Source organism: Cytobacillus firmus DS1 (genome assembly GCF_000565285.1).
Lineage (GTDB): Bacteria > Bacillota > Bacilli > Bacillales > Cytobacillaceae > Cytobacillus > Cytobacillus firmus_A.
In genome coordinates this window covers 62105-76934 of the sequence record NZ_APVL01000010.1, presented here as the reverse complement: position 1 = coordinate 76934, position 14830 = coordinate 62105, and the positions used below count along the sequence as shown (strand labels likewise).

General features: G+C 40.5%; 16 protein-coding genes. 9 read left to right on the top strand and 7 right to left on the bottom strand.

All coding sequences use genetic code 11. The features are described from left to right. Window positions 1–149: 149 nt before the first annotated feature. On the top strand, window positions 150–1235 hold the full coding sequence (locus PBF_RS14310; RefSeq protein ID WP_035330517.1) for a nitric oxide synthase oxygenase: 1086 nt from the start codon (window positions 150–152) through the stop codon (window positions 1233–1235). 36 nt (window positions 1236–1271) lie between these two features. Here PBF_RS14310 and PBF_RS26155 read toward each other — a convergent pair whose 3' ends face one another. Beyond that, entirely contained in the window at window positions 1272–1430 is a 159-nt protein-coding gene (locus PBF_RS26155; protein ID WP_160169260.1) for a hypothetical protein, read from the bottom strand. A gap of 130 nt (window positions 1431–1560) precedes the next feature. Here PBF_RS26155 and PBF_RS14305 point away from each other — a divergent pair, with 130 nt between their 5' ends. Beyond that, window positions 1561–2976 carry an FMN-binding glutamate synthase family protein gene (locus tag PBF_RS14305; protein WP_035330516.1) on the top strand — a complete coding sequence of 472 codons (1416 nt, stop codon included), beginning with the start codon at window positions 1561–1563 and terminating at the stop codon, window positions 2974–2976. A 39-nt stretch (window positions 2977–3015) separates the two neighbouring features. On the opposite strand, the gene PBF_RS14300 is transcribed toward PBF_RS14305, so the two are convergent. Further along, a complete protein-coding gene (locus tag PBF_RS14300) occupies window positions 3016–4506 on the bottom strand; it encodes a spore germination protein (protein ID WP_035330515.1) in 1491 nt (496 codons plus the stop codon). 117 nt (window positions 4507–4623) lie between these two features. Next, a complete protein-coding gene (locus PBF_RS14295) occupies window positions 4624–5514 on the bottom strand; it encodes a TetR/AcrR family transcriptional regulator (RefSeq protein ID WP_035330514.1) in 891 nt (296 codons plus the stop codon). A 187-nt stretch (window positions 5515–5701) separates the two neighbouring features. Here PBF_RS14295 and PBF_RS14290 point away from each other — a divergent pair, with 187 nt between their 5' ends. Continuing rightward, a complete protein-coding gene (locus tag PBF_RS14290; RefSeq protein WP_035330512.1) occupies window positions 5702–7243 on the top strand; it encodes a DHA2 family efflux MFS transporter permease subunit in 1542 nt (513 codons plus the stop codon). Between the two features lie 254 nt (window positions 7244–7497). Here the strand turns inward: PBF_RS14290 and PBF_RS14285 are convergent, their stop codons facing one another. Then, window positions 7498–7680 carry a hypothetical protein gene (locus tag PBF_RS14285; protein ID WP_009334884.1) on the bottom strand — a complete coding sequence of 61 codons (183 nt, stop codon included), beginning with the start codon at window positions 7678–7680 and terminating at the stop codon, window positions 7498–7500. 501 nt (window positions 7681–8181) lie between these two features. Between PBF_RS14285 and PBF_RS24945 the strand changes: the two genes are divergently transcribed. From PBF_RS24945 to PBF_RS14255, 6 genes are all read left to right on the top strand, one after another. Then, window positions 8182–8658 (top strand): PaaI family thioesterase, encoded by a 477-nt coding sequence (locus tag PBF_RS24945; protein ID WP_051488888.1) that lies wholly within the window; start codon window positions 8182–8184, stop codon window positions 8656–8658. Next, window positions 8658–9038, top strand: a complete 381-nt coding sequence (gene pcaC / locus PBF_RS14275; RefSeq protein ID WP_035330511.1) for a 4-carboxymuconolactone decarboxylase — start codon at window positions 8658–8660, stop codon at window positions 9036–9038. The genes PBF_RS24945 and pcaC overlap by 1 nt, the downstream gene beginning before the upstream one ends. A 175-nt stretch (window positions 9039–9213) precedes the next feature. Beyond that, window positions 9214–9888: a GntR family transcriptional regulator gene (locus PBF_RS14270; RefSeq protein WP_035330510.1), complete on the top strand. Its 675-nt coding sequence runs from the start codon at window positions 9214–9216 to the stop codon at window positions 9886–9888. After that, complete coding sequence (locus tag PBF_RS14265; protein ID WP_035330509.1) at window positions 9885–10727, top strand: fumarate hydratase; 843 nt, start codon at window positions 9885–9887, stop codon at window positions 10725–10727. The genes PBF_RS14270 and PBF_RS14265 overlap by 4 nt, the downstream gene beginning before the upstream one ends. A 21-nt stretch (window positions 10728–10748) precedes the next feature. Further along, on the top strand, window positions 10749–11330 hold the full coding sequence (locus PBF_RS14260; RefSeq protein WP_035330508.1) for a FumA C-terminus/TtdB family hydratase beta subunit: 582 nt from the start codon (window positions 10749–10751) through the stop codon (window positions 11328–11330). A gap of 2 nt (window positions 11331–11332) precedes the next feature. After that, entirely contained in the window at window positions 11333–12400 is a 1068-nt protein-coding gene (locus tag PBF_RS14255) for a tartrate dehydrogenase (RefSeq protein ID WP_035330740.1), read from the top strand. Between the two features lie 258 nt (window positions 12401–12658). Here PBF_RS14255 and PBF_RS14250 read toward each other — a convergent pair whose 3' ends face one another. Genes PBF_RS14250 through PBF_RS26150 form a run of 3 tightly spaced genes read right to left on the bottom strand, consistent with a single transcriptional unit; the run spans window position 12659 to window position 14734 of the window. Beyond that, window positions 12659–13696: a DctP family TRAP transporter solute-binding subunit gene (locus tag PBF_RS14250; RefSeq protein WP_051488887.1), complete on the bottom strand. Its 1038-nt coding sequence runs from the start codon at window positions 13694–13696 to the stop codon at window positions 12659–12661. Then, window positions 13617–14597: an NAD(P)-dependent oxidoreductase gene (locus PBF_RS14245; protein ID WP_051488886.1), complete on the bottom strand. Its 981-nt coding sequence runs from the start codon at window positions 14595–14597 to the stop codon at window positions 13617–13619. Before PBF_RS14245 ends, PBF_RS14250 begins: the two co-directional genes overlap by 80 nt. Then, on the bottom strand, window positions 14594–14734 hold the full coding sequence (locus PBF_RS26150; RefSeq protein WP_160169259.1) for a hypothetical protein: 141 nt from the start codon (window positions 14732–14734) through the stop codon (window positions 14594–14596). The genes PBF_RS14245 and PBF_RS26150 overlap by 4 nt, the downstream gene beginning before the upstream one ends. Between the last annotated feature and the right edge of the window lie 96 nt (window positions 14735–14830).

Here is a 14830-nt window from a genome sequence, read left to right as displayed (position 1 = left end):
TTTTTCTTTGCGAAAACTACTATGGGAGTAATACAGAAAGATCCATCTCATTTCCAGTGATATCAGGCAAACCACAGAACATCATTACTTTCTCCCCAGCACTCCCTATGCTATCATAAACAAATAGTCTATTCTGGGAGGATTCATCTTTGAAAAAGGACTTATTTAAAAAAGCAGAAGAATTTGTCAAAATGTTTTTTGGTGAACAGAATAAAAGTCCTGCTGAGCTAAACAACAGACTAAAGGAAATCGAATATTCAATTGAAGAGCAAGGGTTTTATGAACATACTTATGAAGAATTGGAATTTGGTGCAAAAGCTGCCTGGCGAAATAGCAATCGCTGTATAGGCAGGCTGTTCTGGGATCAGCTGAAGGTTTTGGACAAGCGGAATGTGAAACAAGCAGATGAAGTATTTTCTGCTCTGTTTGAACATATACAATTTGCCACTAACAATGGCAGACTGCGTCCTGCCATCACTATCTTCTCTCCGGAAACTTCCGGACAAAGAATAAGAATTTGGAATCATCAGCTAATCCGGTATGCCGGGTATGAGACAGCGGATGGAATAATTGGTGATCCCCACTCCATCCCATTTACAAAACAATGCATAAAATTGGGCTGGGAGCCGAAGTACGGCAAATTTGATGTGCTGCCATTAGTTATACAAATGAACAATCTGCCGCCCCAAATAAGGGAAATACCGGAAGAGCTGATTCTTGAAATAGAGATTGAGCATCCAGAGTATAATTGGTTCAGTGATCTCGGGTTGAAATGGTACGCAGTCCCGATGATATCGGATATGAAACTGGAAATCGGGGGCATTTCCTATAATGCCGCCCCATTCAACGGCTGGTATATGGGTACTGAAATCGGTGCGCGGAATCTGGCTGACGATTTTCGTTATGATATGCTCCCGCAGATTGCCTCATTAATGGGGCTGGATACCAGGACGCATTCTTCTCTTTGGAAGGATCGGGCACTTGTTGAATTGAATGCCGCCGTATTGCATTCCTTTAAAAAAGAAGGGGTCAGCATAGTAGACCATCATACTGCTGCACAGCAATTCAAAACATTTGAAGAAAACGAAAAGAACCAGGGAAGGGACCTGACCGGTGACTGGACCTGGCTGATTCCGCCGGTTTCCCCTGCTGCTGCACATATTTTTCATAAGCAGTATAATAATGAAGTAAAAACCCCTAATTACTTTTATCAAGATACTCCTTATCAAAAATGAAAGCCGGCATTCAAAAATGCCGGCTTTCTTCATTTGTTAATTCATCTCTCCATCACTGGTTCTTCGGTCTTTTTTCTCTGGAGGAATCTTGGATAGCTGGTCCATAGGCTCCATCATAGATTCAAGGAGACTTCCTTTTACTAGGTTTTCTTCTTTAATATTATTCGGCTGAGCATTCTCGCGGTTGTCCATCATTTCACCTCATTTTATATTTTCACATAGAGTTTACTTTCAGCTTTGTGATTATTCCAAAAACCGAAAAGTCATAGGTTAAATTCCCTCTCAATGGAAATAATGGAATTTAAAAGATCTTTTGGAGAAAACCATGACCAATATATTATTAATTGCAGCACTGGCTATGATTTCCTTATTATATATTTTTTTATTATTTATGCTGGTTATCGGCTGGCGCTGGATCATGAAGCGGGCAGTGAAGCAGGCAGGAAAAATTATTATGACTGACAGCTATCAGGAAAACCTCATAGAACTGATTCCCGGTTTTAAGCATATGGGCATTCAAAATGCGCTTGAAAATAACCTGCGGGCCGAAACAGGTGATGTTCTGCACCGCCCCTTTGGCTCATCGAAAAAATGGCCGCATTTTGAAGAAATTACGTTTATCCCTGCACAGACATCACCTTTCCCCATTGACGGTGAGGAAGATGTTGATGTGAAAGTGACCATTGGTCCAAAAGCGAAAAAGCCGATGAAAATCAAAATCCCCCTGATGATTAGTGGAATGGCCTTTGGAATCGCTTTGAGTGAGCAAGTAAAAATTGCATTAGCCACAGCTGCCAAGAATACAGGAACAGCCATTAATTCAGGTGAAGGCGGGATTCTCCCAGAAGAGCTTGAAAGTGCGGGGAAGTATATTCTTCAGTTCTCCAAGACGGAGTGGGGTAAGGAAGAAAAAACTATTAAAAGGGCAGACATGATTGAACTTAAGCTGGGTCAGGGAGCTACACTTGGAATGGGCGGCAACATCTCCCCTGAAAATTTAACCGGTCGTGCAAGGGAAGTCATGGGATTAAAGGAAAATGAAACTGCCCATATAATGGAACATTTTTTTGAAAAACAGACATTGAAGGATTTAAAAGAGCTGGTGGATGAGCTGCGTAAAATGTCCGGAGGTGTCCCGATCGGCGCAAAAATAGGGGCAGGCGGAAAGATCGAAGATGATATTGATCACTTAATCGAAATCGGGGTGGATTTTATCGCGGTTGATGGGGGACAAGGGGCTTCTGTCGGTGCACCTCCCTTACTGGCAGACGATTTTGGAATACCAACCCTGCATGCTATCACCCGTGCCTCAAATCATCTTGAAAAAAGAAAAAAGAAGGGGGATATCAGCTTAATTGTTTCTGGCGGCCTTTTTACACCAGGACACTTTTTAAAAGTCCTGGCGCTTGGAGCGGATGCGGTTTATCTGGGATCTGTAATGCTGTTTACTGTTTCTCATAAACAAACATTGAATGCTCTTCCTTTTGAACCGCCAACACAGGCTGTCTGGAACCAGGGGAAATTCAAAGATGTATTTAAAACGGAGGATGGGGCTAAGTCGGCGGAAAAGTTCTTGACCGCGAGCACCGAGGAAATCAAAATGGCGTTAAGAGCCATGGGGAAAAAGTCATTAAAAGAATTATCGAAGAAAGATCTCGTTTCCTATGATGAACTCACGGCGAAAATGATCGGAATCCCTTTTTCTTTTGAACCATGGGAGGACAAATCTAAGAAGGCATAATAAGAGCCTGGCACTTGTAAGCCAGGCTCTCTTAATTATTTATTCATCAATATCTTTCTTGACCTTTGATTTTTTCTGAGGCTGGAACCGATGAGGATTTTGCGTTCTTAAATACACAGGCCTCAAAGGCTGAAACGGGAATCTAATAAATGAATCCTTCAAGTCCCGATATCTGGGCGGATAAAACGGCTCCATAAAAGGTCTGCCGAGAGATGTGAGCCTGATCATATGAGTTAACAAAATACATGAACAGAACAGCACACCTACAAAACCCCATAAATTTGCGAATAATAAAAACGGAAATCTTAGAAATCGGATGGTATTATTCATCTTATACACAGGTGTAGTAAAAGCGGCAAGAGCTGCAAGGGCGATAAAGATTAACAGGACATTACTTGTCAGCCCTGCCTGTACAGACGCAGTCCCAATAACAATCCCCCCTACGATACCGATTGTCTGACCAACTTTCGTAGGCAATCTGGCTCCAGCCTCTCTTAAAAGCTCTATTACCAGTTCAAGCATTAACGCTTCATAGAAAGGAGGCAAAGGAATATGCTGTCTTGAAGTTACCAATGTTCCTAATAAATCCGTTGGGACAAGCTCCATATGATAAGTAAGAGTTGCAACATAAATGGACGTGATCTGTATGGAAAAAATAACAGAAAAGGCCCGCAATATTCTGGCAAAAGAAGCAATAGTCCAATTTAAAAAATAATCTTCAAAGGAGCTGAAGAATTCAGAAAACGTTGTAGGGGTAATCAGCACATGCGGTGACCCATCTATGGCAATCACGACTTTTCCTTCAGCAAGTACAGCGGCTGCCCTGTCCGGTCTTTCTGTATCCAGCAGCTGAGGGAAGGGAGAATTCTTATTATCTGAAATGAGCTGTCCAATATAAGAACTGTCAGTGATTTCATCAAAATCGATATTTTCGATTCTTTCTTTTACCATGCTTACATAATCTGTATTCGTAATTCCGTCAATATAGAGAACGGCCACCGCTGTTCTGGATATGCTTCCAATTATATATTCCTCAATGATCAGTTCAGAGATGGGCAGTCGTTTGCGGATTAAATTCAAATTATTCTCCAGAGACTCGACAAAGGCTTCCTTTGCTCCAATAACCGTTTGCTCGACTTCCGGATGTGTTATCTCCCTGACATATGAACATTTAGCAGCCATAAAAGCCGCTTTTTGCTTTTCGGCTTCTGATGTAACCATCACATAGCCATTCAAAAGCATATGTTCTGCCTTTGAAAGATCTTCACAAATTTGTATGCTTGCAGATGGCAAAAGTTTTTTCAAATCATCAATTTTGTTGAACTCACCAAGAAGAAGCTGAGGGAGCAAACTTTTTGTGATCATTTTTTGGTCAATCAGTGTTTTGAAATAAGTAAAAGAAAAACAGAGGCTAGTTTGTCTGTTGCTATAATGTACTTTTTGAAAATCATGAGATCGTGAAAGCGACTTTTCCAGATCGTCAAGTTCGATCTCTGACAGAGGTCTCTTCTTTTTTAACTCTTTTTTCATTCAGCAATCACCAGTTTTTTCGGCATTAAGTGTAGTGTTTCCGTTTTTGGAAAGATTATGAATGATTAGAAGGGAATAGCCAAAAAAAGCCTCCCTCAGATTGGGGCAGGCCGTGAATTATACCGGTTCTTCTTCCAGAGATTTAAAGCAGGATAAAACCAGCTTTTCCAGATTCTCAAATTCTTTGGCATCCATAAATGCTATGCATCTGTTCAAAGATTGGATTGCGCTTTCAATGAGAAATTTTCTTGGTTTTTTCGAATGAATCATTTCTTCCTGGATAAAGTCCAGAAGATCCATACAATCGTTCTGATCTTCCTGCTTGATGGATTTCTTCAAAGTCAATATGGATTTGCAGAGAATATGCAGATTCCTATGATCTGTCTGCTGGAATCTGTTTTCAATAAGTTCAGGCTTCAGCAGGTAATCACCGGCAGAACTGACCTCTTCAACAACCCTCCTTATCCTTTCTACACTATAACGGACGACAGGATTAATGCTTGAAGAGAATTCAAAGAATTTTGTATAGTATTTTACGTTATGATGGAGGATGCCAAGGAACATAACGGCACAGTCCAGTAAATAGGGTTTCTTGTCCTCACCAAAGATTTCAATAAATCGTGTGAAAATCCAATTCACCATTCTAAGCTGGCCTTCCTTAATAAATTGCTTGAGTTCAGGGTCATTTGACACAAGTACTTCTTCAAAAAGAGCAACCAGCTTATTGGTCCGATTCATATTCATTTGTAATTCGATCTGCTGAGTGAATACTTCTATGCTGCTTGGGTCCTGGCCAATAAGAAGTTTATCGCGCTCTGATTCCATTTTTTCATGCAATGTTTTAAAAATGGAGATAAGAAGCTCGTTTTTTGAAGAAAAATAATTATAGAAGGTACCCTTAGAAATCCCGCTGTAATCTAAAATATCCTGAATGGATGTAGCCTGAAAACCTTTCTCCAGGAATAATTGATGTGCTTTTTTTATAACATGCATTTTCCTGTTATTCATCTATAATCACCTGTCATTTTTTTTTGAACTATGTGTATAACCTAATACTACCTCATTGTATTAATTTGCACAAATCCTCTATTTTACAAGGGTTTTTTTGTTGCAAAAATTGAACTCATAGTTTATTATATGATTTGTGTGTAACGACAGTATAAAAGAATGAACTGATTGTACAGGAGGAAATAAAATGGAACAAGCAATAAGCAATAAAACAGACCGGCCGCCTTATGGGATTCTCGCTGTTTTAATGATCGGGGCATTTATTGCCTTTTTGAATAATACATTATTAAATATTGCCCTGCCATCTATAATGGCAGATTTAGAAATAGAAGCGGCAACGGTGCAGTGGCTGACTACCGGCTTTATGCTGGTTAACGGTATCTTAATACCTGCTACTGCCTTTTTAATTGAAAAATATACAGTCCGCAGGCTATTTATTGTGGCAATGGGACTATTTACAATCGGTACCCTTATAGCGGGGATTGCTCACGTATTCCCTGTATTGCTGACAGGCAGAATGCTCCAGGCATCAGGCTCGGCTATTATGATGCCACTATTGATGAATGTAATGCTGATCAGCTTCCCGGTTGAAAAACGCGGAGCAGCCATGGGTGTATTTGGATTGATCTTAATGTTCGCTCCTGCAATTGGGCCGACTCTTTCAGGATGGATTATTGAACATTATGATTGGAGAATGCTATTCCATTTCCTTTCACCGATTGCGGGTGTCATTTTAGTTCTAGGGGCCGTCATGCTGAAAGACAAAAAGGAAAAAGTGAATATCCGTCTGGATATGTTTTCTCTTGTTCTATCAAGTGTAGGGTTTGGCGGAATACTTTACGGGTTCAGTTCTGCAGGGAACAGAGGCTGGGACAGCCCTCATGTGTATTTAACAATTGCAGTCGGAGTCATAAGTTTGGTTTGGTTTATTTTAAAACAAACCAAATCAGAACGTCCGATGCTTAATTTTGGTGTATATAAGTACCCGATGTTTGCATTATCGTCAGCTATCAGCATGACGGTAAATATGGCGCTATTCTCAGGAATGATTCTGATTCCGATTTATGTTCAGACATTAAGGGGGATTTCACCGCTGGATGCAGGATTGATGATGCTTCCTGGTGCCCTTGTTATGGCTGTGATGTCGCCATTAACTGGAAAGCTGTTCGATAAAATCGGGGGCCGGATTTTGGCGATCATTGGGTTAGCCATTACAGTAGGAACTACGTATGTATTCAGCAGGCTGACTCTGGAAACAACCTATACTCAGCTGATTATACTCAACTCAATCAGGATGTTCGGGATGTCCATGGTCATGATGCCGGTTTCAACAAATGGTCTGAACCAGCTGCCTAGAAGGCTTTATCCGCATGGAACTGCAATGAACAACACGCTGAACCAGGTGGCAGGTGCCATTGGTACAGCTTTATTGGTAACAGTTATGTCAACAAGAACGGAAACACATGCTGAGGAAATCGCAAAAGAAGCGATGAAAGGCGGGGCTATGGCTAATGGCAGCCAGATGACTGAAGCTGCTGTGGCGGAAATGCAGCAGCAGGTATTAAGGAAAGCCATGCTTGAGGGAATAAACGACGCTTTCTTCGTAGCAACTTTCATCGCTGCAGCTGCACTGGTTTTGGCCTTCTTCATTAAACGCGCAACACCAATGGAAGACGCGGTCGAAGAGCCAAAGCAGGAAAATATGGTGCCTAAATTGGCAAAAAGTTAATTAATAGGGGGGAATCTTGGATTCCCTCTTTTTTAAAAAGATAAGAAAATATATAATTTTTGAACGTCGATAACTGTCTAGCGCAAGCAGCCTACCCCCTCGAGGTCACAAGCCAATCCTCCCAAAAAGGCAAATGACGCCTTTTCGGGAGGCTCGTCTTGTACTTGTCGGGGATGGGCAAGGCGCTTGCGCTTTTCTTATAGTTATAAATGAAAAAGCCTGCAATGCTTTCTGAGCATTTGCAGGCTTTCTTATTATCTATTTTTTCCAACTAATTTGATTGATTGATGACCGCTGTGAGGGTGAGGTGAAAAAAGAATATGATCCAAGTACAGAGCTTCCAGCTTTCGGTCACTTAAATTAAACAAGCTGTGATTATGCTGGAATTTAGAAAGTGATAATAATTTGCTGATTAACGTTTCTCTGTTTAATGGCATGTAATGAACCCTCCCTTTTTGTTACTTATATTCTAATTCATATTTATCCGATTAGTCAAGTAGGAATTAAACAGTTTTAAAACTTGGCTGTTTTCGCAAGGTTTGTTGCTTTTGTATATTATTTACTGAGTTGATTGTAGCCGAAGGTGAGAGGTCCTCGAAAATGCATTCGCATTTCCTTCGTGCGGTGTTTATTCAAGATGCTTATTCAAAATCCTGAGGGAGTAGCGGGACAGGTGAGACCCCGCAGACGTGCAGCGTAGAGTAGGCACACCGCCTGCCCCGCGGAAAGCGAGCAGCCTGGAGCGAAAATGAACGGACAACTTTGAAAGGCGAAAAACAACAATTTATACGAAAAGAGCAAAAAAGTATAATAATAAATACAGTTACTATTTTTAAATTTAAAAAATTCAGAAAAGTATAGACGTTTCTTGTTGGATCCAGTATCCTAATATTAGATGGCTAAAGTTTTCTTAAGATAGGAGGGTTGGGATTATAAACGTGAATGCAGCTGCCAGCGATATTTTAAAAAAACTTGAGAATTTCTCAAGCGAAGAATTAGATCAGATCTTCCACGTTATAAGGGCACTAAAAGAGCCAAAAAAGGAACTGCATTATACAGGGAGGCTTTTAGGAATCGGTTTTGAAGAAAATGGAGAAATGAGCATGGAATTGGGCATGCAGAATGCAAATACATATGATGTTGCCCAAGGTGGAGCCCTCTATACATTGGCAGATGTATCTATAGGATTCCACATAATGACCCAGATACCAAAAGATTCCGAAGTCTACACCTTGGAGTTGAAAATGAATTATATTAGGCCTGGCAAAGGAAAAAAGTTGTATGCCAAACCTACAATAGTTCATCTTGGCCGAAGTACTGTTGTTTCAGAGTGCAAAATTCTGGATGAAAAAGGACAGGCAGTGGCGATCGCATTGGGAACATTTTTTTTAAAACATAAGGAGGGGAATTTATAATGAGTGTAAAATTTGATGACGGATTACAAGTAAGGCGTGAAGTTTTAGGAGCTGAGTATGTTGATAACTCCATAAATAATGCTACCAGTTTCACAAAGCCTCTTCAGGAATTAGTGACAGAGTATTGCTGGGGAGAAATTTGGACTAGAGAAGGTTTGCCTAAAAAGACGAGAAGCATGATTAATTTAGCAATGCTGACTGCACTAAATCGCCCCCATGAATTAAAGCTTCACTTACGAGGCGCCATCAATAATGGTGTTACAAAAGAAGAGATTCAGGAAATATTTTTACAGACTGCCATTTATTGCGGAGTACCAGCATCATTGGACAGCTTTAAGACTGCCCAGGAAATTTTTAAGGAAATGGGAATAGAAGAATAATAGTTTGTCTTAGCCATGCTTCTAGTTAGAAACACCATTCTGCCAGGTTAAAGAAGAATGGTGTTTCCCTATTTATAAATTTATTTATTGAATCTTTTGATAATTAATACTATTATAAAATTAAAGCTGTCGACAGCCGACAGATTACCAATTAAAAAGTGAAAGGGGTGGGAATATGAGCCAGAAACCTCTTGAGAAAGCACTTCCATTTTACCTTCAAATTCAGCAAACTATTAAAGAGCGAATTTGGCACGGAGAATATAAACCAGGAGACCGGTTATACGAAGCCCAGCTTGCCAAGCAATTCTCCATCAGCCGCAGCCCTGTTAGAGAAGCGATCCGGACATTAATTAATGAGGGCCTTCTGTGTATGGATGAAAAATCCCAAATCACGGTTTATAAACCAACATTGAAAGATGTTAAAGATATCTATGGCTGCAGGATTGCACTGGAATCGGCTGCTGTGGCTCTGGCAGCAGAGAGGGCAACAGAGCCACAAATAGCAGAACTGGGACGTATCATAGCTGGAACAGAAGCGGCAATCAAAAAAAATGATAAGGAAGAAATTGTAAATTGGAACACGAAATTTCATGAGAAAATCATTTTAATAAGTGAAAATGAAAGGTTAAAAAAACTAGTAGATGAACTTCATTCATTAATTTATTATTACAGGCTTTTAAATATTGAGGGTGATGAGCGTGGACCTATTATTTTAAAAGGCCACAAGGAAATCTTTAAAGCGATCAGTGAAAGAAATCCAGAAAAAGCAGCACAATGTTTAATGGAACATACCCAGGAGGATTTAAAAAACCTGATATATCTTATTGAGGGAAAAGAGGAGATTAAATGAGGATTGTAGATGCTGAGGTTTTAACTGAAAGCGTTGCCAAGCTTTGCTGGGAAGCATGCTACTATTTGCCTGATGATGTTTTGGCAGGGTTTAAACGAGCCGAAAAAACAGAGGCTTCACCTATCGGGAAGTCCATTCTTCAGCAGCTGATGGAGAATGCAGAGGAAGCTAAAACTAATCATATGCCTTATTGTCATGATACTGGCATGGCTGTTGTTTTTGTTGAGATCGGGCAGGATGTGCATATTATAGGCGGAAATTACTTAGATTGCATTCAAGAAGGAGTTCGGACTGGATACAGGGAAGGGTATCTACGCAAATCTGTTGTAGGTGATCCTTTGCTTCGTGTAAACACAGGAGATAATACCCCAGCAGTCGTACATACGGAAATTGTGCCTGGTGATCAAATTAAGATTACCGTTCTGCCAAAGGGCGGCGGCAGTGAGAATATGAGTGCCATGAAATTTTTGCTTCCGGGGGAAGGTGTCGAAGGTGTTAAGAATTTTGTCCTTCAGACAATTAAAGATGCCGGGGGAAAGGCGTGCCCGCCCGTTGTGGTAGGAGTGGGGATTGGCGGCAGTTTTGATAAAGTAACATCTCTTGCGAAACATGCTGTATTAAGAGAAATTGGTGTTCACCACCCTGACCCACATATTGCAGAACTTGAAAAGGAATTACTGGAAGCCATTAATAATACAGGGATTGGACCTCAGGGACTTGGCGGGACGAGCACAGCATTATGGGTGCCTATCGAAACATTCGCATGCCATATTACAGCCTTGCCTGTGGCAGTTAATATTCAGTGTCATGCTGCAAGAAAGAAAACAATTGTTATTTAAATGAAAGCTGGGAGGGATTCGATGCCGGAATACAGGCTGCAAACACCTATAACCAAGGAAGATATAAAGAAATTAAAAATTGGCGATACTGTATCGCTGACAGGAACGATTTTCATGGCCAGAGACGCTGCGCATAAAAGAATGGTAGAGCTGCTTGAAAATAATAAGCCTTTGCCAGTGGAACTAAAAGGGGAAGTCATCTTTTACGCAGGTCCTTGCCCTCCAAAGCCTGGACAGGTAATAGGACCGGTAGCACCGACTACTGCATTTAGGATGGATCCATACGCACCCGCAATGTACGAATATGGCGTTGTCGGAACGATTGGGAAAGGCCCGAGGAGAGATATGGTGAAGGATGCCTGCAAGAAACATGGCGCAGTTTCTTTTGCGGCGATTGGTGGATTGTCAACCATTCTTAGCAGGAGAGTGAAAGCTGTCCAGGTGGTTGCATATGAAGATTTAGGACCAGAAGCGATAAGAAGACTGGAAGTTCAGGATTTTCCTTTGCTTGTAGCATATGATTCAAACGGTGACGATTTATACCAGCAAGAGATTGCAAAATATGAAAATTTCAATCAAAAAACAAATAAGGGAGCTGTGTGATGATGAAACAATTTGAAGTTGCCGTAATACCTGGGGATGGAATTGGAAAAGAAGTAGTACCTGTATCTTTAAAGGTATTAGAAACGGTTGCAGAAGTTCACGGTGGAATAAAATTTGATTTTCAATCTTTCCCTTGGAGCAGCGATTATTATGTGGAACACGGAAAGATGATGCCGGATGATGGCTTACAAACATTAAAAAACTTTGAATCTATTTTTCTTGGTGCCATCGGTAATCCAGCTTTAGTTCAAGACCACATTGCCTTATGGGGTCTGTTAATTAAAATTAGAAGGGAATTTGAACAATCTATTAATATTCGTCCTGCAAAGTATTTTAAAGGGTTAAAGTCGCCGCTGGTCAACCCTAATGATTTTGATTTAATTGTAGTACGGGAAAACAGTGAAGGAGAGTATAGTGAGGTAGGAGGAAGAATTCATAAAGGTGATAATGAACTGGCCATCCAGAATGCTATTTTTACTAAAAAGGGAACAGAAAGAGCGATGCGCTATGCCTTCGAACTAGCAAAGAAAAGAAGAGGCCATGTGACATCAGCTACCAAGTCTAATGGGATTTTTCATTCCATGCCATTCTGGGATGAAGTATTTAACGAAGTCAAGGGAGAGCATCAGGATGTACAGACTGCTTCTTATCATATTGATGCCCTTGCTGCATTTTTTGTAACTCGTCCGCAAATATTCGATGTCATTGTAGCCAGCAACCTATTTGGGGACATATTGACCGACATTGGAGGAGCAATTATGGGAAGCATTGGGATTGCTCCTGCAGCAAATATCAATCTTAACGGAAAGTATCCATCCATGTTTGAACCGGTTCATGGCTCCGCACCAGATATAGTAGGGAAAGGAATTGCTAATCCAATCGGACAAATTTGGACTGCCAAAATGATGCTGGACCACTTCGGTGAAGAGGAATTGGGCAGTAAGCTGCTTGATATTATAGAGGAGGTCACAAATGATGGTATAAAGACTCCGGATATTGGAGGAACTTCATCAACAGAAGAGGTTGGAGATGAGATTTGCAGACGGCTTAAAAAGGCGGTTTCAGTTTAACTCTTAATATCTAATAGCAGAATTCCAGATTTCGAATCTGGGATTCTTTTTTTTAGGGATTGTTATTTTTACTTTGGATTTATTCTCATGGCTTTATGCTATAAGGGACGGTCCGGCGATCATGCTCTTACTTTTCGAGTGAGAAAGGGAGCCTGTACTTACATGTATAATTGATAGACCTGTCTTTAAATAATTAAAAAACAACCGCTCCTTGATTGGTGCGGTTGCCCTTTGCGTCTTACTATTAAAAAAGCAGTTTTATTTGCTTTCAGCGTCCTCAATGATATCCTTGCCTATTTTTTCAGCCCACTCATTGTAAATTGGTTCAAGGGTCTTCTTGAACTCTTCGATTTCAGCATCAGAAAGCTCATTGATTTCAACTTGCCCATTTTCTTTTAATTTTGCCAATGCATCGTCATTAAGCTTTTTAGCAGACTCTCTTGCAAGCTTTGTTCCTTCGTCAACGCCTTTTTGTACAATTGCTTTTGTTTCATCATTTAAGCCTTCCCAGAATTTTGTATTAGTCAGCAAAGCATAATCAACACGGGTATGCCCCATAATCGTCATATACTTTTGCACTTCATCAAACTTCTTGGATTCAATGTTGCTGAAAGTGTTTTCCTGTCCATCAACTGTTCCCTGCTGAAGGGCAGTATATAATTCACCGAAAGGAATAGAAGCAGACCCAGCTCCCAGTTCAGCATAGATTGCTTCAAGCAATTGTCCGCCTTGTGTCCGGATTTTCATCCCATCTAAATCCTCCGGCTTCTTGATTGCCTTTTTATCATTAGTCATGTGCTTTGCGCCATTTGGCCACATAGCCTTTCCAAGCACTCCGTCTTTTTCAAGACGCTTAAAGATTTCCTGCCCTTTTTCGCCATCCCAGAACGCATTAGCAGCTTCGTCGCTTTCAAAGAGGAAAGGCATTGCAGGAATATTGAATCCAGGGTCGTTCCCAACAAGCTTAGACATATCAGGTAAAATGAATTGAACATTATTTGCAACAAGGTTCTGATATTCATCCTTATCGCCAAATAAAGAGCTGTTAGGATATACTTGTACTTTAATCTTGCCGTCTGACTCTTTTTCAATGACCTCTTTCATTTTTAGAGCACCTTGATGTTTTGGAGTATTTTCAGCTACAACGTGAGCAATTTTAATTGTTAGTTCTTGTACTCCATCGTTTTCAGCACCGCCGCCTGAACCTTCAGTTTTCTCAGAATTGCCGCACGCCGCCAGGGCGAACATCATTACCAGAGCCAGAGCCGCCAGGAACAACTTTTTCATTTTCATCATTTATAATCCCCCTTTTTAATAAGTAATTTGATACGAATTTATTTATCTCTGTATGGTCAGCTTCTTTGTCTAAGGCAATGCTTGCTTCACTAAATTTTTGAAATACGATCTCTGGAAGTGAAGTAGCAGCATCTGTATCTTTAAAAAGCTGACTTGCCATGCCAATGTCTTTTTTGATCAATTCAAGAGAAAATCCGGAATTATAAGTTTCTGTCAAAATGAAACTTGGGAACTTATATTCTGTCGAGCCGCTCCTGCCGGTACTTTGATTAATTACATTGATTGCCTTCTCAGGCTCCACACCAAAGTTCTCCAGCAATTGCACAGCCTCACAAGATGCTAAAAGATGGGTGGCTGATAAGTAATTATTAATTGCTTTTATTAAATGGCCGCTTCCGGATGGGCCAACTAAAGAAATATTGCTGCCCAAGGCACACAGCAAACGCTTACATTTTTCGAATTGCTCTGCTGAACCGCCAGCCATGATCGTCAATGTCCCATCAACTGCTTTTTTTACTCCGCCGCTTACTGGAGCATCAACAAAGCATATATTATAAGGTTCCAGTTTTCTGCTATTTTCTTTTGTATCCGCAGGATAAGAACTGCTCATATCAATTATCATGAGAGAATTCTGATCTTGAAGCGGAACCAAAGATCTTGAATCAATAATTTCTTCCACTACCTTGTTAACGATGACAGAGGAAGGGAGCATTAACACAACATACTGTACTTTATGAATCCACTCTTTCATATTGCCGGTATTGCCACCCAATGCCCGGAGTTCGATTAATGCGTTTTCATTCACATCTGACCCAAAAACATGGTATCCGTTCTTAAGGAGATTCTTTGCCATTGGCAGACCCATTTTCCCCAGTCCGATAAAGCCAATATTTTCTTTCATAAAAGAACATCTCCTTTAAGCCCCTTATGTAAAGAAGGAACCTTTTTTCTTCTTTGGTCAAGAGAATTATTTTCCAGAGTCTCATTGACTAAAGAGGGTTGTTTCTTTAGTGCCAAAGTACTTTCTTCTAATACCACCTTTCGACCTCCTTTTTGGATTTTGGATACAAAGTAAAATTTACGAGGTGCTAATACAGGATGATAAAAATAGTATAACAAATAAGTCGAATATTG